The 21,682-nt window shown below is 73.2% G+C and carries 21 protein-coding genes; 11 read left to right on the forward strand and 10 right to left on the reverse strand.

Translation table 11 applies throughout. From position 1 onward, the window contains the following. Positions 1 to 24 precede the first annotated feature (24 nt). Positions 25 to 483, reverse strand: a complete 459-nt coding sequence (locus BMX65_RS08195; protein ID WP_177214216.1) for a nuclear transport factor 2 family protein — start codon at positions 481 to 483, stop codon at positions 25 to 27. Positions 484 to 706: 223 nt separating this feature from the next. Here BMX65_RS08195 and BMX65_RS08200 point away from each other — a divergent pair, with 223 nt between their 5' ends. Both BMX65_RS08200 and BMX65_RS08205 read left to right on the forward strand, forming a co-directional pair. After that, complete coding sequence (locus tag BMX65_RS08200; RefSeq protein ID WP_074999493.1) at positions 707 to 2,320, forward strand: class I adenylate-forming enzyme family protein; 1,614 nt, start codon at positions 707 to 709, stop codon at positions 2,318 to 2,320. Next, complete coding sequence (locus tag BMX65_RS08205; protein WP_074999494.1) at positions 2,317 to 3,102, forward strand: enoyl-CoA hydratase/isomerase family protein; 786 nt, start codon at positions 2,317 to 2,319, stop codon at positions 3,100 to 3,102. The genes BMX65_RS08200 and BMX65_RS08205 overlap by 4 nt, the downstream gene beginning before the upstream one ends. Before the next feature lie 244 nt (positions 3,103 to 3,346). Here BMX65_RS08205 and BMX65_RS08210 read toward each other — a convergent pair whose 3' ends face one another. The 3 genes from BMX65_RS08210 to BMX65_RS08220 are packed head-to-tail and all read right to left on the reverse strand — an operon-like array spanning position 3,347 to position 6,125. Further along, positions 3,347 to 4,546 (reverse strand): thiolase family protein, encoded by a 1,200-nt coding sequence (locus BMX65_RS08210; protein WP_074999495.1) that lies wholly within the window; start codon positions 4,544 to 4,546, stop codon positions 3,347 to 3,349. After that, complete coding sequence (locus tag BMX65_RS08215) at positions 4,543 to 5,289, reverse strand: class I SAM-dependent methyltransferase (protein ID WP_074999496.1); 747 nt, start codon at positions 5,287 to 5,289, stop codon at positions 4,543 to 4,545. The genes BMX65_RS08210 and BMX65_RS08215 overlap by 4 nt, the downstream gene beginning before the upstream one ends. Positions 5,290 to 5,324: 35 nt before the next feature. Continuing rightward, on the reverse strand, positions 5,325 to 6,125 hold the full coding sequence (locus tag BMX65_RS08220) for an SDR family NAD(P)-dependent oxidoreductase (RefSeq protein ID WP_074999497.1): 801 nt from the start codon (positions 6,123 to 6,125) through the stop codon (positions 5,325 to 5,327). Positions 6,126 to 6,312: 187 nt separating this feature from the next. Between BMX65_RS08220 and BMX65_RS08225 the strand changes: the two genes are divergently transcribed. The 6 genes from BMX65_RS08225 (at position 6,313) to BMX65_RS08250 (ending at position 13,441) form a co-directional block, all read left to right on the forward strand. Beyond that, the gene (locus tag BMX65_RS08225; protein ID WP_074999498.1) at positions 6,313 to 7,584 is read left to right on the forward strand and encodes a beta-ketoacyl-[acyl-carrier-protein] synthase family protein; all 1,272 of its coding nucleotides are present in this window, start codon (positions 6,313 to 6,315) and stop codon (positions 7,582 to 7,584) included. After that, positions 7,581 to 8,819, forward strand: coding sequence for a ketosynthase chain-length factor (locus tag BMX65_RS08230; RefSeq protein ID WP_074999499.1), 1,239 nt, complete (start codon positions 7,581 to 7,583; stop codon positions 8,817 to 8,819). Before BMX65_RS08225 ends, BMX65_RS08230 begins: the two co-directional genes overlap by 4 nt. Before the next feature lie 137 nt (positions 8,820 to 8,956). Then, positions 8,957 to 9,205 carry an acyl carrier protein gene (locus BMX65_RS08235; RefSeq protein WP_074999500.1) on the forward strand — a complete coding sequence of 83 codons (249 nt, stop codon included), beginning with the start codon at positions 8,957 to 8,959 and terminating at the stop codon, positions 9,203 to 9,205. Positions 9,206 to 9,255: 50 nt separating this feature from the next. Next, positions 9,256 to 10,284: an acyltransferase domain-containing protein gene (locus BMX65_RS08240; RefSeq protein WP_074999501.1), complete on the forward strand. Its 1,029-nt coding sequence runs from the start codon at positions 9,256 to 9,258 to the stop codon at positions 10,282 to 10,284. 60 nt (positions 10,285 to 10,344) lie between these two features. Beyond that, on the forward strand, positions 10,345 to 11,736 hold the full coding sequence (locus BMX65_RS08245; protein ID WP_074999502.1) for an FAD-binding oxidoreductase: 1,392 nt from the start codon (positions 10,345 to 10,347) through the stop codon (positions 11,734 to 11,736). A 118-nt stretch (positions 11,737 to 11,854) separates the two neighbouring features. Continuing rightward, positions 11,855 to 13,441 carry a benzoate-CoA ligase family protein gene (locus BMX65_RS08250; protein WP_074999503.1) on the forward strand — a complete coding sequence of 529 codons (1,587 nt, stop codon included), beginning with the start codon at positions 11,855 to 11,857 and terminating at the stop codon, positions 13,439 to 13,441. 37 nt (positions 13,442 to 13,478) lie between these two features. Here BMX65_RS08250 and BMX65_RS08255 read toward each other — a convergent pair whose 3' ends face one another. From BMX65_RS08255 to BMX65_RS08275, 5 genes are all read right to left on the reverse strand, one after another. Further along, positions 13,479 to 13,871 carry a nuclear transport factor 2 family protein gene (locus BMX65_RS08255; protein ID WP_074999504.1) on the reverse strand — a complete coding sequence of 131 codons (393 nt, stop codon included), beginning with the start codon at positions 13,869 to 13,871 and terminating at the stop codon, positions 13,479 to 13,481. Between the two features lie 22 nt (positions 13,872 to 13,893). Next, entirely contained in the window at positions 13,894 to 15,465 is a 1,572-nt protein-coding gene (locus tag BMX65_RS08260; protein WP_074999505.1) for a phenylalanine aminomutase (D-beta-phenylalanine forming), read from the reverse strand. A gap of 315 nt (positions 15,466 to 15,780) precedes the next feature. After that, entirely contained in the window at positions 15,781 to 16,017 is a 237-nt protein-coding gene (locus tag BMX65_RS08265) for a ferredoxin (protein WP_074999506.1), read from the reverse strand. Next, a complete protein-coding gene (locus BMX65_RS08270; protein WP_079171770.1) occupies positions 16,014 to 17,219 on the reverse strand; it encodes a cytochrome P450 in 1,206 nt (401 codons plus the stop codon). The genes BMX65_RS08265 and BMX65_RS08270 overlap by 4 nt, the downstream gene beginning before the upstream one ends. A gap of 136 nt (positions 17,220 to 17,355) precedes the next feature. Then, positions 17,356 to 17,973 (reverse strand): TetR/AcrR family transcriptional regulator, encoded by a 618-nt coding sequence (locus BMX65_RS08275; RefSeq protein WP_074999507.1) that lies wholly within the window; start codon positions 17,971 to 17,973, stop codon positions 17,356 to 17,358. 75 nt (positions 17,974 to 18,048) lie between these two features. Here BMX65_RS08275 and BMX65_RS08280 point away from each other — a divergent pair, with 75 nt between their 5' ends. Then, positions 18,049 to 19,530 (forward strand): MFS transporter, encoded by a 1,482-nt coding sequence (locus BMX65_RS08280; protein WP_074999508.1) that lies wholly within the window; start codon positions 18,049 to 18,051, stop codon positions 19,528 to 19,530. A 126-nt stretch (positions 19,531 to 19,656) separates the two neighbouring features. Here BMX65_RS08280 and BMX65_RS08285 read toward each other — a convergent pair whose 3' ends face one another. Further along, positions 19,657 to 19,995, reverse strand: a complete 339-nt coding sequence (locus tag BMX65_RS08285) for a hypothetical protein (protein WP_239501903.1) — start codon at positions 19,993 to 19,995, stop codon at positions 19,657 to 19,659. Between BMX65_RS08285 and BMX65_RS33410 the strand changes: the two genes are divergently transcribed. Beyond that, positions 19,994 to 20,170 carry a hypothetical protein gene (locus BMX65_RS33410; protein WP_239501902.1) on the forward strand — a complete coding sequence of 59 codons (177 nt, stop codon included), beginning with the start codon at positions 19,994 to 19,996 and terminating at the stop codon, positions 20,168 to 20,170. The two genes, BMX65_RS08285 and BMX65_RS33410, sit on opposite strands and share 2 nt — an antisense overlap. A 691-nt stretch (positions 20,171 to 20,861) precedes the next feature. Next, on the forward strand, positions 20,862 to 21,584 hold the full coding sequence (locus BMX65_RS08290) for a hypothetical protein (protein WP_074999510.1): 723 nt from the start codon (positions 20,862 to 20,864) through the stop codon (positions 21,582 to 21,584). Positions 21,585 to 21,682: the final 98 nt, after the last annotated feature.

Raw genomic sequence — 21,682 nt, forward strand, 5'->3', positions numbered from 1 at the left:
GGTCCGCGGGCACGGCCCGGAGGCTCAGGTCCGGGGCAGGTCGTCCCGGTAGACCTGCCGGTGCCTGATGAACAGCCGCCCGGACTGCCGCACCAGTTCGTCCTGGCAGGTGCAGACGAACTCCAGCTCCGAGGGGCTCCCGACCACGGTCTTGCTGATCAAGGCGTACATCCGGGCCACGAGCACGCCCGAGGAGCCCTCGCCGACCTCCAGCGTGGTGACGCAGTGGCGGCGCAGGGCGCCCTTCTCCTCCAGTTGCCGCGCGGCCGCCGCCGCGTTCCGGGCGATCTCGTCCCGGCCGCGCTGCGGTTCGGGCCGCGCGTTGGTGGCGAACACCGCGTCCGGGGTGAAGTCGCCGGTCCAGTCCGCCACCCGGCCCTCGTCCATGGCGCGCATGTGCCGACCGTAGAACTGCTGCACCTGGACGAACAGCGCACCGGCCACCGGGCTCTCCTCCACCTCGTGCGGGACCTGGGTCGTCAACGCTTCCTCCTCCGCCTCGGCTCGCTCTGCTCCTGCTGGCAGCGACGTGGCAGTGACGGTTCCAGCCCGCTCTCCACGCCCGGTAAAGCGCGGGGCTCGCCCCGGGCAACGGCCGAGACCGCGCGGTGACGCCGCGTTGCTCCGCGCGCGAGCCGCCGCTGGTGCCCTGTCCCACGACGAGCGGTGGCGCAGGCCACCACCTGACGCGACGGAGGCCAGCAGCATGGAACCGGCCCCTCAGGCCCAGACCGCACCGTTTCCCACCGCCGGGGGCTCCCAGGCGGGGCCGCGGTGGCAGACCCTTGCCGAACTCGTCCGGGACGCAGCCCGGCTGTACGGGGACAGGGAGTTCCTGCGCTGCGGCGGCGACACGCTCACCTTCCGCGAGGCCGACGAGCGCACCGACCGGTTGGCCGGGGCACTGCTCGCCCACGGGGTCGAGCCCGGGGACCGGATCGCGCTCATGATGGAGAACTCCGCCGACTGGCCGCTGTGCTGGTTCGCCGCCGTCAAGGCCGGTGCCGTCACGGTGCCGGTGAACAGCCGCTGCGGCGCGTCCGACCTGGCCCACCTGCTCACCGACTCCGGGGCCACGCTGGTGCTGTCCTCCGAGAGCTGCGCGGATCTGGCCCGCCGGGTCGGCGGCACGCTCCGGCAGCGCTGCGCGGTCCGTACGGTGCGCGAGCTGGCCGCCGCGGCGGTCGGCCGCCCCGGCGCCGGGGCACCTGAGGTGGGCCGGTCGCGTCCCGACGACACGGTCAACTTCCAGTACACCTCCGGCACCACCGGCTTCCCCAAGGCGTGTGTGCTCAGCCACGACTACTGGCTCCGCACGGCATGGGGGATCGCCACCGCGTCAGGGCTCGGCGCGGACGATGTGGTCCTCACCGCGCAGGCGTTCTCCTATGTGGATCCCCAGTGGAAGGCCGTGATGTGCCTGATGCACGGGATCCCGCTGGTGGTGCTCGAACGGTTCTCCGCGTCGGGCTTCTGGCCCGCGGTCCGCAGGCACCGGGCGACCGTCACCTATGTGCTGGGCAGCATGCCGATGCTGCTGTACAAGCAGCCGCCCACCTCCGGCGACCGGGACCACGCCATGCGCCTGGTGCTGTGCTCCGGCATTCCGCGCGACCTGCACCGCCCCTTCGAGGAGCGCTGGGGCGCGGCCTGGCGCGAGGTGTACGGCTCCACGGAGAGCGGGCTGGATCTGATCGTACCGCCGGAGGACGCGGCCTGCGTGGGCACCGGCAGGCTGGGCTGTCCGCCGCCCGGCAAGGAGGTCGTGATCGCCGACGAGGAGGGGCACCCGCTGCAGCCGGGGCGGGCCGGCGAGATCCTGGTCCGCGGCAGGCCCATGATGCACGAGTACTGGAACAGCCCGCAGAGCACCGGGCGCGCCTTCCGCGGCGGTTGGTACCGCACCGGCGACCTGGGCTGTACCGACCAGGACGGGGGCATCCGCCACGCCGGGCGGCTGAAGGACGTGATCCGGCGCGGGGGCGAGAACATCGCGGCGGCGGAGGTGGAGAGCGTCCTGGAAGCGCATCCGGCCGTCCTGGGGGCCGCCGTCGTCGGCATCCCCGACGAGCTGTTCGGCGAACTGCCCAAAGCCTTCCTCCTGCTGCGCGACGGCTACCGTCCCACCGGCGCCACGGTCCGCAGCGTCCTGGCGCACACCCGGCGCCAGCTCGCGAAGTTCAAGGTTCCGGCCTACCTGGAGTGCGTCGGGAGCTTCCCGATGACGCCTTCGGCCCGGGTCCGCAAGCGCCAGTTGCTGCGCCCCGGCGGGGACCAGCGCAGCGGTGCGTTCGACGCGGCGAAGGACTCCTGGACATGAGCGGCATGAGCGGCGCGGTGCGGTTGCGCAGCCCGGAGGAGCTGGCGGTCACCGTCCGGGACGATGTCGCGGTGCTCACCCTGAGCCGTCCGGAGAAGCTCAACGCCCTCTCCCGGGACATGCGCCGCGATCTGGCCGGACTGCTGCGGCACTACGGCGACGGCCGCAAGGTGCGCGGAGTGGTGGTCACCGGCCGGGGTCGGGCGTTCTCGGCCGGGATGGACCTGCGCGAGGCCACCGACGGGCAGCTCGATCTGCAGGCCGAGATGGATCTGTTCAACGAGGTCTCGCGGGCCGCGCTCGGCGCCGAGGTCCCGGTGGTGGCAGCCGTCAACGGCCTCGCCGTGGGCGGCGCGGGCGAGTTGGCGCTCAGCTTCGACGCCCGTCTCGCCGCGCCCTCGGGAGGCTTCGCGTGGCCGGAGAACGGCGTCGGACTCACCGTCTCCAACGCCGCCAGCCTCTTCCTGCCCCGGCTCGCCGGCGCGTCCCGCGCCCTCGATCTGCTGCTGAGCGGTGCCCGCGTCGACGCCCGGCAGGGACGCGACCTGGGGCTCTTCGACGACGTCGTGGAGCCGGACGCGCTGGTACCGGCCGCTGTCGGGCTGATCCACCGGTGGACCCCGCCGGGCTCGTCCACCGCCGCCCATCTGCGGTTGCTGCGGCCCTCCCCGCACGAGGTGGAGGAGGCGATGGCACGCGAGAGCGCAGCCGTCCGGCAGGTGCAGGCGAGCGGGATCGCCCGCGCGGGCCTGGCCAGAGCGCTGGCGGGTCCCGCGGGATGAGCCGCGGTCCGGCCCCGTGGCGCCGCCCGGTCCGGCCGGACGGAGCGGTCGAGCGGACGGGGCGGATGGGGCAGACGGGGCGGACGGGGCGGACGGAGGCAGTGCGACGGACCGGGACCGCGACGGCACCGCGGAGGCCCCGCAGGCTGTGGAGAGCCCGGGACACGGCAGAGCGCCCGGGACGCCCGGGACACAGCAGAGGGTCGCAGGCACCGTGCCTGCGGCCCTCTGGTCCGCGCCGAGGTCAGTCGGTCACTTCGACGACGAGCGCCGCCGCGGTGTCGCCCGCCGCGCAGCCGGTGAACAGCCCCAGGCCCCCGCCGCGCGCCCGCAGGACGTGCGCGAGCTCGGTGATCGTCCGCAGGCCGGTCGGGCCCTGCGGATGTCCGAAGACCAGGCTGCTGCCGGTCGTGTTCATGGCCTCCGGCGGCACCCCGGTCTCCCGGGCGAAGTAGAGGTCGTTCACCGCGAAGGGGTTGTGCGTGTGGACGGCGTCCATCGACTCGCTCTTCAGTCCGGCGGCGTCCAGCGCCGCGCGGGCGGCCGGTACGAGCGCCTTGGGCATCCGGGCCGGTTCCACCCGGGCGTGGCCGGATGCCACCAGCCGCACGACCGGGCCCCGGCCGGCGAGTTCGCGGGCCCGCTGCACCGTGGTCACCAGCGCTCCCGCGGTGCCGTCCGCGGGGTGGGTCTGCGCGGCGGCGGTGTGCGTGCCGCCCGCGCGGACGGTCGGCAGTTCGCCGGCGGTCTCGAAGGAGACGGTCCGTATCCCCTCGTCGGCCGTCAGCCGTACCGGCCCGTGCTCGGCGTCCTCGGCCTCGACGGCGACCATCCAGGCGCGCTGGAAGGCACGGTCGTCGGCGAGCGCGGCGGTGTACTGCTCCGAGCGCAGCACGGCGAGCGCGTCCAGCTCCCCGCGGGTGAATCCGCACTCGGCCGCGACGGCCTCGGCGGTGGCCAGCATGCTGCGGCCGGTGACCGGATCGCGGGAGAAGCTGTCGCGCACCCAGTTCTCCCGCGCCGGACCGCGCTCGGACCCGGCCGCCGGCCAGGACAGTTCCGGGCCGTTGCTCGTCCGGTCCGCGGTGACCACCAGTTGCGGACCGGCCCCGGTCGACACCGAGGCGGCGGCCTGGTGCAGGGCCGCGACGGAGGTGGCACACGCCTGGCTGAGCATCGGGCCGAAGACACCCGGCATGTCCAACCGGGCCGCCAGGGTCGTCGCCCCGTAGAAGATCGCGGGCTGCGGCACCGTCCAGCCGAGCACCAGCCCCTCGACGGCGGCACGGTCCACACCGCGCTCCGACAGCGCCCGGTCGGTGACGGCCACCGCCGCGTCCAGGCTGGAGATCCGGGACAGCGCGCCGCCCCAGCGGGCGAAGGGAGAGGACCACAGCGCCCGCAGCGGGACGGCCGCGTCCCGGTAGACGGCTGCCGAGGTCATGCGCCCGGCCTCTCGTGCGGCAGGTCGCCCGGCGCTGTTGCAGCGGTCCGTGCGCTGTCCGCCGACGCGCGGGCCGCGAACAGCGCCACGCTGCCGCGCACTTCGATCCAGTGGCTGGTGAAGTGCTCCTCCAGCGCCCGGTGCAGCCAGCGCACGCTGTCGTGCTGATTGTGGAAGGAGCCCTGGCGCTGGTAGAGGAGATTGAAGCGGCGGGAGAGCGCGGTGTGCTTGACCCCTCCGGACAGCACGGTGCTGCCGAACAGCACCCCTCCGGGCGCGAGTTCCCGGCTGAGGTGCTTGAGGACGAGTTGCTTGCCGCCGGGCGGCCGGGGCAGGCAGTGCAGCACGTAGTTGCAGGCGATGGAGGTGAATCCGCCGGCACCGAGTCCGGACAGCGGCTCCAGCAGGTCGGCCTGCACGCACCGCGGGGTGAAGCGGCGCAGGCGGTGTGCGGCGAACCGCAGCGGGTCGGGGTTGAGGTCGAGCAGGGTCAGTTCGGGGTCGCCGCCCGGGGGGAAGCGGCAGTGGTCCAGGTAGTAGCCCGAGCCCGGGCCGACCTCCAGATGGCGGGAGGTGATCCACTCGTTGTAGTGGTCGAGCAGCCGGTCCTTGGGGCAGCGCCAGAGCACCCGGTTCGAGGCGTGCACCACGACGGCGTCGTACAGCCGCAGCCGCCGGTGCTCGTAGTAGGGCTGGCCCTCGAACCCGAACGCGGAGGACTCGGGGGATACATCGATGGTCATACGGGGGTTCCCTCTCCGGACGGCGGATCGAGGCGTCAGTAGCTTCCCAGTCCGCCGCAGACGTTGAGCGCCTGCGCGGTCACCGACGCGGCGGCCGGGCCGGCCAGGTAGCGCACCATGCCGGCCACCTCCTCGGGCGTGCAGTAACGGCCGATGGGGATCTTGGACTGGAACTCGGTGAGCACCTGCTCCTCGCTGATCTGGTTGAGTTCGGCGTAACTGGCGCGTACGTCCTGGGCCATGGGCGTCTCCACATAGCCGGGGCACACCGCGTTCACGGTCGGGCCGCCGGCCAGGGCCAGCTCCTTGGCCAGCGCCTTGGTGAAGCCGATGACACCGGCCTTGGCGGCCGAGTACGGAGCGCCGTAGGACACCCCCTGCTTGCCGCCCGTGGAGGCGATGTTGATGATCCGCCCGGTCGGCTGCTTGATCGCTTCGCTGGCCCGGACGACCTCGCGCGTCACCCAGAACACACTGTTGAGATTGGTGTCCATGACATCCAGCCACAGCTCGTCGGGGATCGCGGCGGTCGCACCACCGCCGCTGCGACCGGCGTTGTTGACCAGGATCCTCGGCTCGCCGTGCTCCTTGGTGCACTGCTCCACCATGTCGTGGACCGCGCTGCGGTCCCGTACGTCGCAGGCGTAGCCGGCCACGTCGAACCAGTCGTCCTCCATCTTCAGCGACCTGACGGCCGTGTCCAGCTTGCCGGTGTCGCGTCCGGTGACGACGACCTTGAGCCCGTCCTGCAGCAGAGCCTGCGCGATGGCCAGACCTATGCCACTGGTGCCCCCCGTGACCAGGGCGACGCTCGGGGACTCGGTGTGTGCGGGCATGGCGAAGCCTTCTCCCTTCGTCGGGGCGGCCGGAGTGTGCCGACCCGAGAGCGAGACTCCAGGCACCCGATGCAGCGCCGGTCCAGGCCCGCGCAACAGGGCCACCGGGGCGCGGCAAGCCGCGCTGGAGCGGCGCGGGAGCGGCGGTTGCCCGCCGCTGGAGCAGCGCCCAGCAGGGTCTCGGAGTGTGAGCCGACACATTGTCATTACTGGCCTGAGCGTCCTTGCGCCCGGTTCGACGGACACCGAGGGCTTCTGGAAGATGATCACTGCGGGGCGCAGCGCCATCCGCAGGACCACAGCCTTCGACCCGACCGCGTTCCGCTCGCAGGCGGCGGGAGAGATCGACCTCGACCCCCTGGCATGCGGGTTCGGCCACCGGGAGATCCGGCGGCTGGACCGGGCCGGGCTGCTGGCGGTGACCTGCGCCAGGCGGGCGGCCGCGGAAGCCGGGATCGCCGCGGGGACCGAGCTGGATCCCACACGTCTGGGGGTGAGTGTGGGGAACGCGGTGGGATCCGCCACGAGCATCGAGAACGAGTACGTCGTCCTCTCCGACGAGGGGCGCGAGTGGCTGGTCGACCAGAGCTACCAGTCCCCGCACCTCTTCGACTACTTCGTGCCGGGCTCCCTCGCCCGCGAGACGGCCTGGGCGGTCGGCGCGGAGGGTCCGGTCTCCGTCGTCTCGGCCGGCTGCACCTCCGGCATCGACGCACTGGGCCACGCCTGCCAGTTGATCCAGGAAGGCAGGGCCGAGGTGATGGTCGCCGGCGCCACCGACGCTCCCGTCACCCCGATCGCCGTGGCCTGCTTCGACGCGATCAAGGCCACGACCCGCCGCAACGACGACCCCGAGCACGCCACCCGGCCCTTCGACCGGACCCGGGACGGATTCGCCATCGCCGAGGGCGCGGCCATGCTGGTCCTGGAGGACAGCGAGCACGCGCGACGGCGGGGCGCCGAGATCTACGGAACGATCACCGGGTACGCCGCGCAGTCGAACGCGTACCACATGACCGGGCTGGCCCGGGACGGCAACGAGATGACGCGCGCCATCGGCCTGGCACTGGACGAGGCCCGCGCCGATCCCACGTCCGTCGACTACGTCAACGCGCACGGCTCGGGGACCAAGCAGAACGACCTGCACGAGACCGAAGCGTTCAAGAAGGCGCTGGGCGACCACGCCTACGACATCCCCGTCAGCTCCATCAAGTCGATGATCGGGCACTCCCTGGGTGCGATCGGCGCGATCGAGGTGGCCACCTGTGCGCTGGCCATCCGCGACAGCGTGGTGCCGCCCACCGCGAATCTGCACGAGCCGGACCCCGAGTGCGATCTGGACTATGTGCCGCTGGAGGCGCGCGAACGCGCTCTCGACAGGGTGCTCACGGTCGGCAGCGGCTTCGGCGGGTTCCAGAGCGCCATGGTGCTGGAGAAGTGGCGAGGAGGCCGCGGATGAGCAGGAGTGCGAGCACCGACGTGCTGATCACCGGGCTGGGCGTGACCGCCCCGACCGGGCTGGGTCCGAAGGAGTACTGGAACACCACGCTGGCCGGCGGTCAGGGCATCGCGCCGCTGCAGGAGTTCGACCCGGAGCCGTACACGGCGCGGCTGGCCGGGCAGATCACCGGCTTCGACGCGGCGGCACACCTGCCGGGGCGGCTGCTGCCGCAGACCGACCGGGTCACCCGGCTCGCGCTGGTCGCCGCCGAGCAGGCGCTGGAGGACGCGCAGGCGGACATCGGCGAACTCGGCACCTACGAGTGCGGGGTGGTCACCTCGAACGCGACCGGCGGCTTCGAGTTCTCGCACCGCGAGATGCGGAAGCTGTGGTCCCAGGGGCCCCAACACGTCAGCGTCTACCAGTGCTTCGCCTGGTTCTACGCCGTGAACACCGGGCAGATCTCCATCCGGCACAAGATGCGCGGCCCCGGAGGGGTGGTCGTGGCCGAACAGGCCGGCGGCCTCGACGCGATCGGGCTGGCCCGCCGCACGATCAACCGCGGCCGCGGCCGGCTCATGCTCACCGGAGGGGTCGAGTCCTCCTTCGACCCCTGGGGCTGGGTCTCGCATCTGGCCTCCGGCGCCGTCAGCACGGCCACCGATCCGGCCGGCGCCTACCTGCCGTTCGACCGGCGGGCGGAGGGCTACGTGCCGGGTGAGGGCGGCGCCGTGCTGGTCATGGAGGAGGCCGATGCGGCGCGCGCACGGTCGGGCCGGGCCCCGTACGGCAGGATCACCGGCCACGCCTCGACCTTCGACCCGGCGCCCGGGGTGCCGCGGCCGCCCGGTCTGCAACGGGCGATCGAACTCGCGCTCGCCGACGCGGGCCTGCAGCCGGACGCCGTCGACCTGGTGGTCGCCGACGCGGCCGGAGTGCCCGAACTCGACGCCCAGGAGGCCGCGGCCCTGCGTGCCGTCTTCGGACCCTTCGGCGTCCCCGTCTGCGCGCCCAAGACCATGGTGGGCCGCCTGATGGCCGGCGGCGGACCGCTCGACGTGGTGTGCGCCCTGCTCGCGCTGCGCGACGGCGTCATTCCGCCGGCGGTCAACATCGGCGAACTCGCCGAGGACCACCGGGTCGACCTCGTCCGCGACGAACCGCGCTTCGGCCCGCTGTCCACCGCGCTCGTCCTCGCACGCGGTGCGGGTGGCTTCAACTCGGCGGTCGTCGTCGAGCGCCCGCTGTCCTGATGTCCGCTCCGCCTCCCCGTGCCGCGCCGATGCGCGCCGAAGCGCCCGATGCGCTCTGAAGCGCTCTGAAGCGCTCTGAAGCGCTCTGAAGCGAGTTTCCCCGTACACCGATCCGCCGCCGAGAAGGGACCGCACGCATGCTCAGCCTCGACCAACTCCTGGAGATCCTCGCCGAGTGCTCCGGCGACCAGCAGGCCGCCGCGCACGGCGAGGAGGTCCTCGACCGCGAGTTCGACATGCTCGGCTACGACTCCCTGGTCCTGCTGGAGACCTCAGCGCAGCTCAAGCACCGCTACGACATCGACATCCCCGAAGACGTCATCCGCGACCTGCGCACGCCGCGCGCCGTCCTGGACTACGCCAACGTGCCAGCCGAACGGGACTGAGACGCACCCGGTACCCCCTCCGCCCACCACCGCGCCGCAGGAGCCAGCCGATGGACGCGCCGACACCGCACCCGACCACCCCGCGCCGGCGGGTCGTCTTCGCCTTCCCGGGCCAGGGCGCCCAGCAGCCCCGGATGGCCGCCGGACTCTACGGCGTCTCGCCGTCCTTCACCGCCACCATGGACCACGCCTTCGACGCCCTGGGGCCGGCCGGACGGACCCTGCGCGCGGGCTGGCTGGCGGCCGAGGCGCCCGCCGCTTTCGACGACATCTCCTACGCCCAGCCGCTGCTGTACGCGGTCGACTGCGCGCTGGGAACCATGCTCGCGGAGGCGGGGCTGCGACCGGACGCGGTGCTGGGCCACAGCGTGGGGGAGCTGGCGGCCGCCACTCTTGCGGGCGTCTTCACCTTCGACTGCGGGCTGCGCTACCTCTCCGAGTACATCGGGGTCTACCGGCACGCGCCGCCCGGCGGCATGCTGGCGGTGGCCGCCGGTCCCGAGGAGGTCGAGACCCATCTGGTGCCGGACGTGGTCATCGGTGCCGTCAACGGTCCCCGCCAGGTGCTGCTCTCCGCCCCGGAACCGGCCCTGAGCCAGGTGGAGACCGCACTGCGGCGGGCCGGTGTCACCTGCTCCCGGGCACGCGCACTGCAGCCGTTCCACCACCCGGTGATGCGCCGGGTCGCCGCCGCGCACGCCGACGCGCTCACCCGCCCGCCGCTGCGTCCGCCGCACACCACCGTGCTGTCCGCCTACACGGGCCACACGCTCGACGAGGCGACCGCCACCGACTGGCGGTTCTGGACCAGCCAGCCGGCCGAGCCGGTGCTCTTCGGCCCCACCCTCCAGCGCCTGCTGAGCAGGGGCCGGCACCTGCTGGTGGAGGCCGGCCCCGGGCAGAGCCTGACCGCCCTGGCGCGGCGCACCCCGGCGGTCGCCAACGGAGACGCGGAGGCCCTCGCCCTGCTGCCGGCCCGGGCCGGCAGCCCCGACGACGACGTGAAGGCGGTGCGGGCCGCGCTGGAGCAGCTCGCGGCCGGACCGGGCGCCCCCGCGGAGCTGTCGCCGGACTTCTGAACTCCCGGCCACCGCCCGGGACCACGCCCCGCAGCAGCAACGCTGCAGAAAGGGACACGTATGCACTTCCCAGAGCTCGACCCGTCCGACGTGGCTGCGTTCCGCGCCGCATTCCGGGGTGAGTTGGTGTGGCCCAGAGACGCCGACTACGACGAGGCGCGGCGCATCTGGAACGGCACGATCGACCGGCGTCCCGCCCTGATCGCCCGCTGCTCCGGCACGCCGGACGTGGTGGCGGCGGTGGGGTTCGCCCGCCGCAGCGGACTGGTCGTCGCGGTACGCGGCGGAGGCCACAGCATGGCCGGGCACTCCACCTGCGAGGGCGGCATCGTCATCGACCTCTCGCCGATGAACGGCGTCCGGGTCAGCCGGCGGCGGCAGCGCGCCAGGGCGCAGGGCGGCTGCCTGCTGGGCGCGTTCGACACGGCGACCCAGGCACACATGCTCGCCACACCGGCCGGCGTGGTCTCGCACACCGGCCTGGGCGGACTCGTGCTGGGCGGCGGCTTCGGCTGGCTGAGCCGCAAGTACGGGCTCTCGATCGACAATCTGGTCTCCGTGCAGGTCGTCACCGCGGACGGCAGCGTCCTGACAGCGAGCGAGGACGAGAACCCGGACCTGTTCTGGGCGGTGCGGGGCGGCGGCGGCAACTTCGGCGTCGTCACGGAGTTCGAGTTCGACCTCCACCAGGTGGGCCCGGTCCGGTTCGCCAGCACCTACTACTCGCTGGAGGAGGGGCCCCAGGTCATCCGGGCCTGGCGGGACCACATGGCGACGGCGCCCGACGAGTTGACCTGGGCGCTGTATCTGCGCCTGGCACCGCCGCTGCCCGAACTGCCCGCCGAGATGCACGGCAAGCCGGTGATCTGCGCGATGAGCTGCTGGGTCGGCGATCCGCACGAGGGCGAGCGGCAACTGGAGGCGATCCTGCCCGTCGGCAAGCCGCACGGGCTGACGAAGGCGACGCTGCCCTACCGGGCCCTGCAGGCGTACTCCTTCCCCGGCGCGGTCGTGCCCGACCGGGTCTACACCAAGAGCGGATACCTGGCCGAGTTGGACGACGAGGCCATCGACAGGGTGCTGGAGCACGCCTCCGGCATCGCCTCCCCGTTCACTCAGCTCGAACTGCTGTACCTGGGGGGAGCCGTGGCGCGCGTCCCGGACGACGCGACCGCCTTCCCCAACCGCACGACGCCCTTCGTGATCAACCTGGCCTCCGCGTGGCGGGACCCGACCGAGGACGCCCGCCACACCGCCTGGGCCAGGGACGGCTACCGGAAGCTGGCCGACCGGCTCTCCGGCGGCTATGTCAACTTCCTCAACCCCGGGGAGGCCGACCGCACACGGGACTCCTACGGCGAGAAGTACCAGCGGCTGCGGACGGTCAAGACCCGCTACGACCCGGCCAACCTCTTCCGCCTCAACCAGAACATCCCCCCGCACGCCCCCTGACCGACGCGCCCCGTGCGCCCTTCGCCGTACCGCCCCTGCCCCGGGTCCGGTTCCGCCGGACCCGGGGCAGGGGCGCACCCAGCCGCGTCCCGCCCGACGCCCCCGAACAGGAGCCGCCATGACCGCCGACCACGGGAACCTCTCGGCGCTGGTCGACCGCAACCTGGAAGCCGGCCTCGGCGACAAGGCCGCCCTCCTCGGACCGCAGGGCACGGTCGGCTACGCCGAGCTGCACCGGAGGATGTGCGCCATGGGGCGTGCCCTGCGCGCGCTCGGAGTGGAGCGCGAGCAGCGGGTGCTGCTCGTGCTGGACGACTCACCGGCGTTCTTCACCGCCTTCCTGGGCGCCGCCCGGATCGGGGCTGTGCCCGTCCCGGTGCCGCTCACCTCCCGTACCGGCCCCGAGCAGATCCGCTTCTACGCCGCGGACAGCTACGCGCGGGCGGCCGTCGTGGAGGCGGACCGGTACGAGGAACTGGCCCCGGCACTGCGGGAGACGGGCGTGACGGTGATCAGCAGCGGGCCGTCCGGGCCGACGGGCGGGCTCTGCCTCCCGGACCTGGTCCAGGCCCACGACGGCGCCCTGGATCCGGCTGCCACGCACCCCGAGGATCCGGCGCTGTGGCTCTACAGCTCGGGCTCCACGGGCAACCCGAAGGGGGTGGTACACCTTCAGCGCGACATCGCCCCCGTCTGCCGGCGGTACGCGGGCGAGGTCCTCGGCCTGACCCGGGACGATGTGCACCTGTCCACCACGAAGCTCTTCCACGCCTACGGCCTGGGCAACAGCCTGCTGTTCCCGCTCTGGTCCGGGGCCGCGAGCGTGCTGCTGCCCGGCTTCCCCGCACCGCACCTGGTGCTGGAGTCGATCGAGCGGCTCCGCCCCACGGTGCTGTTCTCCGTACCGGCTCTGTACAACGCCATGCCGCGCTCCCCCGAGGCCGGCCGCCGGGACCTGGGATCGCTGCGGCTGTGCGTCTCGGCGGCCGAGACGCTGCCGGTCCACGTCTGGCAGCGGTGGCGGGACCTGTCCGGGCTGGAGGTGCTGGACGGTGTGGGCTCCACCGAGATGCTGCACGTCTACTGCAGCAACTCCCCGCGGGCGCTGCGCCCCGGCTCGTCCGGCAAGGCCGTGCCCGGCTACCGGATCCGGCTCGTCCGACCCGAGGGCGGCGAGGTCGAGGGACCGGGCAGCGGGGAGATGTACGTGCAGGGCGGCAGCATGATGGACCGGTACTGGCATCAGGCCGACCGGACCCGCTCGGTGCTGCACGGCACCTGGTACCGCACCGGTGACCGCTACCGCCGCGACGAGGACGGGTACTACTGGTTCGAGGGCCGCGCCGACGACATGCTGAAGGTCTCCGGGCTCTGGGTCGCGCCCACCGAGATCGAGACCGTCCTCCAGCAGCATCCTGAGGTCGCCGAGGCGGGCGTGGTGGGTGTGGACACCGACCGGCTGACCCGGATCAAGGCGTTCGTCGTGCTGCACCACGCCGAGCAGGGCTCCGAGGACCTGGCACGGCGACTGCGGCAGTGGTGCAAGCAGCGGCTGTCCAGCCACCAGTTCCCGCACCTGGTGGAGTTCGTCGCGGCCCTCCCCCGCACGGCGACCGGCAAGATCCAGCGCTTCGCCCTGCGGGCACGGGAGGACGCCGCGGCGGACGGCGGCGCCGGGAACGCGGAGACCGCCCGCGCCGGATGACCGGCGCGGGCGGCCGCTGGGCCGGGGTGCCGGCGGCTCAGCCGGGGGCCGCGGCGGCTCGTGGACTCAGGTGCAGGCCCGCGAGGCGCAGCCGCCCGTCCTCGCCGGTGACGATCAGCGTGAAGCGGAAGGCTCCGCCGGCGTCCGCGTCCCCGTTGACGCTCTCCTGGGTCTGCGCGGCCACCACCACGGCCGTCCCGCCCAGGATCCGGATGCGCAGGTCGCTCACCTCGAAGGAGGAATTGCGCACGGTTTTCGACCGGTAGCGCTCCAGCCACTGCTCGCGGCTGCGGATGAACCCGCGGGGTCCGACGCCCACGAAGTCGTCCGCGAGGAGTTCGTCCAGCGCGGTGTGGTCGCCGCGTTCCTCGGCCGCGCTCCAGTCCCGGACGAAGTCCGCGACCGCCTGCTCGGACAGTGTCGTACTCATGGCTCTCCTTCCCGCCGGGGGCTCAGCGCACCGGCGCGGCGCCGACGGCGAACCCGTCGCCGGTCAGTTCCGCGGCCAGTTGCTCGACGTAGTCGGTCAGCGTGACGTCCCGGTCGAGGAACGGCACGATCGCGCGGGTGCGCTCGTAGAGCGGCCGGGTCCAGGACGACAGCTTCTCCGCGCCCCGGATGTCGACCGCCTGGCAGGCGCAGAGCAGTTCGAAGGCCACGACGTAGGCGGTGTTGGCCACCACTTCGCGGGCCCGGCGTGCGGCGACGAATCCGAAGGAGACGATGTCCTGGAAGTCCGCGGTGGTCGTGAGGGACTGCACGGACATCGGCACGGTCAGGGTGCGGGTCTCGGCGGTGATCGAGGCCGTCATGAACTGGCCGCCCATCAGCCCCAGCCGCAGGCCCGGGTCCTCGCGGCACAGGAAGGCGGGCAGCCCGTTGCTGTTGCTCTTGTCCAGGAAGCGGTCGACGCGCCGGTTGGCGAGGTTGGTCACGGTGGCCAGCGCCAGGGTCAGGTGGTCCATCGCCATCGCCACGTACTGGCCGTGGAAGTGCCCGTTGTGGAACACCTCCGACTCCTCGGGCAGCACGATGGGGTTGTCGTTGGAGGAGTTCAGCTCGTCCTGCAGGGTCGCGCCGATCCGTTCCAGCACGTCCACCACGGGACCGAGGATCTGGGGCGTGCAGCGGATGGAGTAGGCGTCCTCGATCGCCAGCGAGCCCGCCTTGGCCTCCGCACCCATCTCCCCGACCAGGGTCTGCTCGGTCTCCAGTTCGTTGACCGCCAGTCGCGAGTCGGCGAGCCCCTCCCACAGCCGCGCGGCCACCGCGTGCTGGCCCCGGTGCGGTTTGACGCTGTGCACGCGCGGGTCGAAGGGCTTGGTCATCCCCGCCAGGCCCTCAGCGGAGAGCGCCGACACCTGCTGGTACGTCCCGACCAGCCGGTCGGCGGCCCGCAGCACCATGGTGCCCAGGCCGACCATGCCGGAGGTGCCGTTGATCAGTGCGAGGCCGTCCTTGTAGCCCAGCTCCATGGGCTCCAGACCCGCCTGGTCGAGGGCCTCCTTTCCGGAGAGCGTCCGGCCCCGGTGGCGGGCCTTCCACTGGCCGGCGCAGACCAGGGCGATGGCCGCCAGCGGGCCCAGGTCGCCGCTGGTGCCCAGCGAGCCCTTCTCCGGGACGCACGGCACGATGCCGGCGTTGAAGACGGCGACCAGCTTCTCCAGGTTCGCCGGGGTGATCGCGGAATTGCCCCGCGCCAGGGAGACGATGCGGGAGAGCATGATGGACCGCACGGCCGTGTCGTCCAGGTAGGCGCCCACGTTGGTGGCCACGGCGTTGAGCAGGTTCTCCTGGAGCTGCCGCGCCCGGGAGACCGGGACCAGATGGTCGACGAAGCCCCCCATGCTGGTGTTGACGCCGTAGATGACGCGCTCGTCCTGGACGAACTTCTCCAGCACTTCTCGCGAGGCACCGACCCGGTCGCGGACGGGCGCGGACAGCCGAACGGGGGTCCGCTGCCGCGCCACGTCCTCGAGCTGGTCGAGCGTGACGTTCGTGTCGAGCTCTATGACGAAGGTCATGAAGTTCCCTTAGCGGCCGGAAGATCGGTGGACCCTGCGCACGAGCTGCCGGCCCGTACGACGGGACACGTGCCGCGGCACGCGGGCGGCCTCCTGGACGCGGCCAGGCGGGTCCGCACGCGGTGCGCCGCACCGTCCTCACTCAAGCGCCCTGCGCTCCACGCCGAAGCAAGGCGGTCTTGAGACCCGTCCAAGCCCCCGCGCCTCCGCGCGCCGACGCGCACCGCCGGGCGCGCTCCGGGCGCCCCGGACGCGCGGGCGGCGGAGCGCCATTCGCCGCCCGGCCGGGGACGCCGGCGCTGCGGCCGCCGCCCGCTACGGGGCGACGGGTGCGCCGGTGTCCGCGTCGGTCACCGTGATGGCCTCCACCGGGCAGCACTCCGCGGCGTCCCGTACCGCCTCCTCGGCGTCGACGACCTCCGCCACCGGCTCGGCACGGCCGTCGTCCGTCATCCGGAAGCGGGCGCAGGCGCCCGCGCAGGCGGCCGATCCGATGCACTGCTCCGCGTCGACCGCCAGCCGCCAGCGCGCTGCCGCGGGCTCCCCCGTCACCAGCGCACCGGCAGCGTCCTGGGGCCGCGGACCTGCATCCCCGTCTTCCACTCGATCTCCCCCTCGCCGACCGCCGGCCGCAGGCCCGGCAGGCGCTCCAGCAGGGCGCCCAGGGCGACGTGGAGCTCCATCCTGGCCAACTGGGCACCCAGGCAGTGGTGTACGCCGTGTCCGAAGGCCAGGTGCGGGTTGGGAGACCGCTCCCAGTCCAGTGTGCCCGGGTCGTGGAAGACCTCGGGGTCCCAGTTGGCCGCCACGGTGGGCGCGAACACCGTCTCGCCGGGCCGCACCCGCCGCCCGCACAGCTCCACCTCCTCGGTGGCCACCCGCGCACGGAAGCTGCCCGACCCCAGCGGGATGAACCGCAGCAGTTCCTCCACCGCGGACATCGGCATCCCGGCATCCGCATCCGGCCGCACCGCGCCGTGGGGCTGCTGGAGGAGCAGATAGGTGCAGTTGGCGATCTGACTCGCCGTGGTCTCGTGACCGGCGATGAGCAGATCGCGGGTGAGGAGCACCAGTTCCCCCTCGTCGAGCTGCCCCTCCCGGCTGTCGCAGCGGGCCACGAGCGCTCCCAGCAGGTCGTCGGTCGGCTGCTGCCGCCGCTGCCGTGCCAGCGTCGCGAAGTAGTCGGCCAGCGCCTCGGTGGACGCCGCCATCTCGGCCGGGGTGCACGCGGTGGTGGACAGCAGCGCGTCGGACCAGCGCCGCAGCTTCTCGCGGTCCTCGCGCGGCACGCCGAGCAGGTCGCAGATCACGGTGACGGACAGCGGCAGCGCGAAGGAGGTGACCAGGTCCGCGGGCGGACCGGTGGCCTCCATGGCGTCCAGCAGCTCCCCGGCGATCCGTTCCGTGGCGGGCCGCAGCTCCTCCACCCGGCGCTTGGTGAACACTCCGGCGACGGTCTTGCGCAGCCGGGTGTGGTCCGGCGGGTCCAGCGACATCAGGACGCCTTCGCCGGCCGGGTCGGGCTGGATCCGCGGAGCCGCGTCGTGCAGCGTCGCGGCTCTGCCGAACCGGGGGTCGCCCAGCACCGTTCTGATGTCCTCGTAGCGGGTCACCAGCCAGGCTTCGCCGCCGTACGGGAGACGGACGCGGCTGAGGGGTTCGGTCCGGCGCAGCGTCGCGAAGAGTGGCTCCATGGACAGGCGTGCGGGAGTCTCGAAGGGAAAGTCCCGTACCTGCCGGCTGTGGGTGGTCACTGACTCCTCCTGTGCGTCGAGGGGGACGTGCTCGCCGTCCACCCGGCCGGGCCGCGACGGGCGCGAAGCCCGCCGGGAGGCCGGGATCCGGCCCGGCGCGTGGCCGGGGACCCGCCGTCGGACGGTGGTCGGCGGCTCAGGGGTGGGCGGGGGCGGCGCTGAACAGTCGGGCCAGGTGGTAGCGCATCACGTCGCGGGCCTGTTCGGGGGTGCGCTGTCCGACCAGGACGCTGGTTCCGACGCCGTGGCTGAGGCTCAGCAGCCGGGCGGCCTCCGCGTCGGGATCGAGACCGGCCGCGATCTCCCCCGCGGACTGCGCCGTGGTGAGGATCCCGGCGAGTTGGCGCTCCAGCCGGTCGGGACCAGCGACGAAGGGCTGTGCGGCCAGTTCGGGGTCGGTCATGGCGAGCACGGCGTAGGACATCCACACGAGGCGGAAGGTGTGGCGTGCCTCGTCGGCCGGCAACGCCTCGTCGACGAACGCCTCCAGACAGGCCCGCGCCGAGTCGGGATCGTCCAGGGCCGCGAGCCGCGCGGCCCACCGCTCGTGGCTCAGGCGCTCCAGCCGCAGCAGCGCGGCGTGCAGCAACTCGGCCTTGGTGTCGAAGTAGTACTGCACCAGGTTCAGGGACATCCCCGCTTCCGCGGCGACCGCGCGCAGCGTCACCGCGTGCAGCCCGTCGCGCGCGGCCACCCGGACCAGGGCGTCGGCGATGTGCGCCCGGCGCTGGGTGTGATCGACGCGCTTCGGCACGGTGACCCCTTTCCGGTCGGCGCGTTTTCATAGTACCGCTGTACTATAAAGTCCGGGCGACGATGGGGAAAAGACATGGGACAACGCGAAACCCGGGCCGCCGGCGGCCCGGTGGAGGGCGCGGAGCCGGCCGGAGTCCTGACGAGCCGCCAGACGGCGCTGCTGTGGCTGGCCTGCGCGGCGCAGTTCATGGTGGTTCTGGACGTATCGGTGGTCAACGTCGCGCTGCCGTCCATCCGCACCGCCCTCGGCTTCGACGCCGCGGGACTGCAGTGGGTCGTGGGGAGCTACGCGCTGGTCTTCGCCGGCTTCCTGCTCCTGGGCGGCCGCCTCGCCGACCTCTTCGGCCGCCGAAGGGTGTTCCTGTGGGGGCTCGTCCTGTTCTCCGCCGCCAGCCTGGTGGGCGGCCTCGCCGTGGCGCCGGGCCTGCTGATCGCGATGCGGGCCGTCCAGGGGCTGGGCGCCGCGGTGCTGGCCCCGGCCACCCTGACGGTGCTGACCACCACGTTCGCCGAAGGCGCACGCCGCACCAAGGCGTTGGCGATCTGGACGGCCGTCAGCTCGGCAGGCGGCGCGGCGGGCAACCTGATCGGCGGCGTACTGACCGACACCCTGTCCTGGCGCTGGATCCTGCTCATCAACGTGCCCATCGGGGCCGCGGCCGTGCTGGCGGCCGTGCGCCTGCTGCCCGCCGACACCGAGCGCAGCGGGTCCGGACGGCTCGACATCCCGGGCGCGGTGCTGGCCACGCTGGGCGTCACCGCTCTCGTCTACGGCGTCAACCAGGCCGGGAAGCACAGTTGGGGCGACCCGACCACGCTGGCGGGGCTGGGGCTGGGAGCCGCGGCACTGACCGCCTTCGTGTGCGCGGAGGCACGGTTCGCGGCGGCACCGCTGATGCCGCCGCGGCTGGTGCGGCTGCGGCCCATCTGGGCGGGCAACGTCACCATGCTGCTGGCCGGGGGCTGCTTCATCCCCATGTGGTATTTCCTCTCGCTCTACATGCAGGACGTCCTCGGCTACGGAGCCCTCGCCACCGGCGTCGGCTTCCTGCCGCACACCCTCGTCGGCATCGCGGCAGCGCGGCTGGCTCCCGTCGCCATGCGGCGCACCGGCGCCCGCGCGCTGATCGTGCTCAGCGCCCTGCTCGCCGCGGTCGGCTTCCTGTGGCAGAGCCGCATCGGGGAGCACAGCGGCTACTGGGGCGGCCTGCTGGGACCCGCGATCGTGATGTCCGCCGGGATGGGCCTGCTGATCACCCCGATCACCACCACCGTCACCTCCGGGGTCGACGAACGGGACGCGGGTGCGGCCTCCGGGCTGATGAACACCACCCGCCAGCTCGGCGGCGTCGTCGGACTCGCCGCTCTGGTCACCCTCGCCACCGCGCACACCGGCACGGACCTCGCGTACCGCTCGGTGTTCGCGGCGAGCGCGGCGGTGTGCGGGGCCGTGGCACTCATGGCCTGCGCCCTGCCGGCGGCGCACGCGCCGGAGCCGGAACCGGTCGGGCCGTCGGCCGCACCCGACGAACCGGCGGACGAACCGGCCAGGTGAGACGGGCGGCGAGCGGCCCCCCTGCAGGGTATTCCGGGCCGCGGTGCGGCCCGGAACACGCCACCCGCCCGCGCGCTCACGCCGACCCCGGCCGCTCCCGCCCCGGGGAGCAGCCGGGAAGAGGCGTCAGTCGCCGGTGTCGGTCGCCCAGACCGGCCGCCGGGCGCTGTTGTAGATGACGACGTTGCCGTCGTCCTGGACGGCGAGGTAGGCGCCCTTGTGCCAGGTACCGGCTGCCCAGACCGGCTTCCCGGCGCTGTCGTAGACGACGAAGTTGCCGTCCTCCTGGAAGACGGCGCAGTTGCCGCGGCTCCAGGTGTGCGGCGCCTGCCACACAGCGCGGCCGTCCTTGTACAGGACGAAGTTGCCGTCCTGCTGCATCCGCAGAACGGCCCGGCCGTTCCCGGAGGTCCACGCCTGGTTCTTGCAGATGGTCGCCCGCGGCCGGATGATGTGGTCGCTCATGACCCGCCCGACCGCGGCCCGTTCGGCCGCCCGGATCGGAGCGGCCGAGACTCCCGGACTCGACGGGGTGGCCGCCTGCGCGCTCCCCGCCCCCACGAAGGCCAAAGCCGCCACCACCGCGCACACCGCTCCGCGCATGTTCATCGCACACTGCCCCTTCACCGAAATGCCCTGAATACCAACGCAAGGTGCAACTGGTGCGCAAATCATTGCTTTTGCGCGACAGCGGCGTCGAGAGCTTCCCCCCGAGCGCCATCCCAACGGGCTACCGCACCGCCCCAAACCCGGTGCCCACCAGCGCGTCGCGGCACACTCCGTGCAATCCGCGCGCCTGGCCACGACCGGAGGGCGACCCAGCCGAGGAGGGCACAACGGAGCCTTCCGCCGCCGCCTTCGCCACCGGAGCGCGGCGGGACCGTCCGGCCCGCACCGCACGGGAACCCCGCCCCCGGACGGAGGACGGCGCCACGCTCCGTGCGGGGCCAGGCGCACAGCGATGCGGGGGCGTGAGATGTGACGCAGGGCGCACGGTGCGGGCCGGGTGGCATGGCATACTCCACCGAAAGTGCTCATACCGCTCCGGCAGCCATCCGCTGCGGACCCGGAATCCGGCACGTGGCGGAACGCCGCGCCGGAGAGCCCGGCGCTCCGGCGCCCGGCCGGGCCGTGCCACAGGCACTCTCCGGCGGGACCCCGGTCCGGAAGCCGATGCCGACACCGACGACGCGGTCGGCCCCCCGTCATCCCCCCACACGCACCGCCGGGCGCCCGCCCGGCGCGCACCGCCCGGCCCGGTCCCCGGGCCCGGGCGGTGCCCCGGCACCATCGTCCCGGCGCCGCGTCCCAGACAGGGAGTACCACCCCCGATGAACACCCGACGTACCGTACTCGTCACCGTCTCCGCGCTCGCTGCCGTCGTCGCCGCGGGCGGGGGTGCCAACGCATTCGTCGAACACGAAGCGCAGCAGCGCGCCACCGACGCCGTCCGCTCCCGGCTGGGCGACTCCGCCAGCGGCGTGCACGCCGAGCTCACGGATCCGCTGGCCGGACTGAAGACCCTGACCGGCCGGGTCGGCACCGTGCACATCAGCGCGGACGAGGTCCGCCGGGAGGGGACGTCCTTCGCCGTGGACGCGGCACTGCACGGCGTCTCCACCGACGGCAGCGCACACTCGGGGTCGGCCACCGTCACGGTGGGTTACGACGAGCTGGCCGAGCGGCTGCCCGAGCCGGTGCGGGACATGAAGCCCGGCACGGACGGCAGCCACCTCACCCTCTCGGGTCCCGTGGGCGGTCTCGGGATCCCGGTCACCGTGCTGAACACGGTCTCCGCCTCCCCGGACGGGGGCCTGACCATCACCCCGAAGAGCGTGCGCGTCATGGGTCAGCAGCTCCAGATCGACACGCTGACCTCGCTGCCCGGCATGGACGGGTTCGCCGACCAGCTCGGTCCGCGCACCGTCAGCCTCGAGGACCAGTTGCCGGACGGCGTCCGGCTCACCGGTGCCGAGGCCGCCGAGAAGGGGCTCGCGCTCAGCTTCGACTTCTCCCCCGACATGCTGCGGTCCTCCGGCGACGCGAAGGCGTAGTCGTCCCGGTCGTCCGGTCGCGGGCCCGGGGCTCCGGGCGCCTGAGCGGCTGAGCGGCTGTGCGCCTGAGCGGCCGCCGTACCGCCTCTGACCGGGGC

Source organism: Streptomyces qinglanensis, from assembly GCF_900111245.1.
Taxonomy (GTDB): domain Bacteria; phylum Actinomycetota; class Actinomycetes; order Streptomycetales; family Streptomycetaceae; genus Streptomyces; species Streptomyces qinglanensis.

Excerpts from the sequence above, each read along its gene's own strand:
- BMX65_RS08215 (WP_074999496.1), bottom strand. The coding sequence starts at position 5,289 with ATGACCATCGATGTATCCCCCGAGTCCTCCGCGTTCGGGTTCGAGGGC.
- BMX65_RS08250 (WP_074999503.1), top strand. The coding sequence starts at position 11,855 with ATGACCGCCGACCACGGGAACCTCTCGGCGCTGGTCGACCGCAACCTG.
- BMX65_RS08240 (WP_074999501.1), top strand. The coding sequence starts at position 9,256 with ATGGACGCGCCGACACCGCACCCGACCACCCCGCGCCGGCGGGTCGTC.
- BMX65_RS08220 (WP_074999497.1), bottom strand. The coding sequence starts at position 6,125 with ATGCCCGCACACACCGAGTCCCCGAGCGTCGCCCTGGTCACGGGGGGC.
- BMX65_RS33410 (WP_239501902.1), top strand. The coding sequence starts at position 19,994 with ATGACCCGCCCGACCGCGGCCCGTTCGGCCGCCCGGATCGGAGCGGCC.
- BMX65_RS08235 (WP_074999500.1), top strand. The coding sequence starts at position 8,957 with ATGCTCAGCCTCGACCAACTCCTGGAGATCCTCGCCGAGTGCTCCGGC.
- BMX65_RS08285 (WP_239501903.1), bottom strand. The coding sequence starts at position 19,995 with ATGAGCGACCACATCATCCGGCCGCGGGCGACCATCTGCAAGAACCAG.
- BMX65_RS08280 (WP_074999508.1), top strand. The coding sequence starts at position 18,049 with ATGGGACAACGCGAAACCCGGGCCGCCGGCGGCCCGGTGGAGGGCGCG.
- BMX65_RS08290 (WP_074999510.1), top strand. The coding sequence starts at position 20,862 with ATGAACACCCGACGTACCGTACTCGTCACCGTCTCCGCGCTCGCTGCC.
- BMX65_RS08260 (WP_074999505.1), bottom strand. The coding sequence starts at position 15,465 with ATGACCTTCGTCATAGAGCTCGACACGAACGTCACGCTCGACCAGCTC.
- BMX65_RS08245 (WP_074999502.1), top strand. The coding sequence starts at position 10,345 with ATGCACTTCCCAGAGCTCGACCCGTCCGACGTGGCTGCGTTCCGCGCC.
- BMX65_RS08230 (WP_074999499.1), top strand. The coding sequence starts at position 7,581 with ATGAGCAGGAGTGCGAGCACCGACGTGCTGATCACCGGGCTGGGCGTG.
- BMX65_RS08210 (WP_074999495.1), bottom strand. The coding sequence starts at position 4,546 with ATGACCTCGGCAGCCGTCTACCGGGACGCGGCCGTCCCGCTGCGGGCG.
- BMX65_RS08205 (WP_074999494.1), top strand. The coding sequence starts at position 2,317 with ATGAGCGGCATGAGCGGCGCGGTGCGGTTGCGCAGCCCGGAGGAGCTG.
- BMX65_RS08255 (WP_074999504.1), bottom strand. The coding sequence starts at position 13,871 with ATGAGTACGACACTGTCCGAGCAGGCGGTCGCGGACTTCGTCCGGGAC.
- BMX65_RS08200 (WP_074999493.1), top strand. The coding sequence starts at position 707 with ATGGAACCGGCCCCTCAGGCCCAGACCGCACCGTTTCCCACCGCCGGG.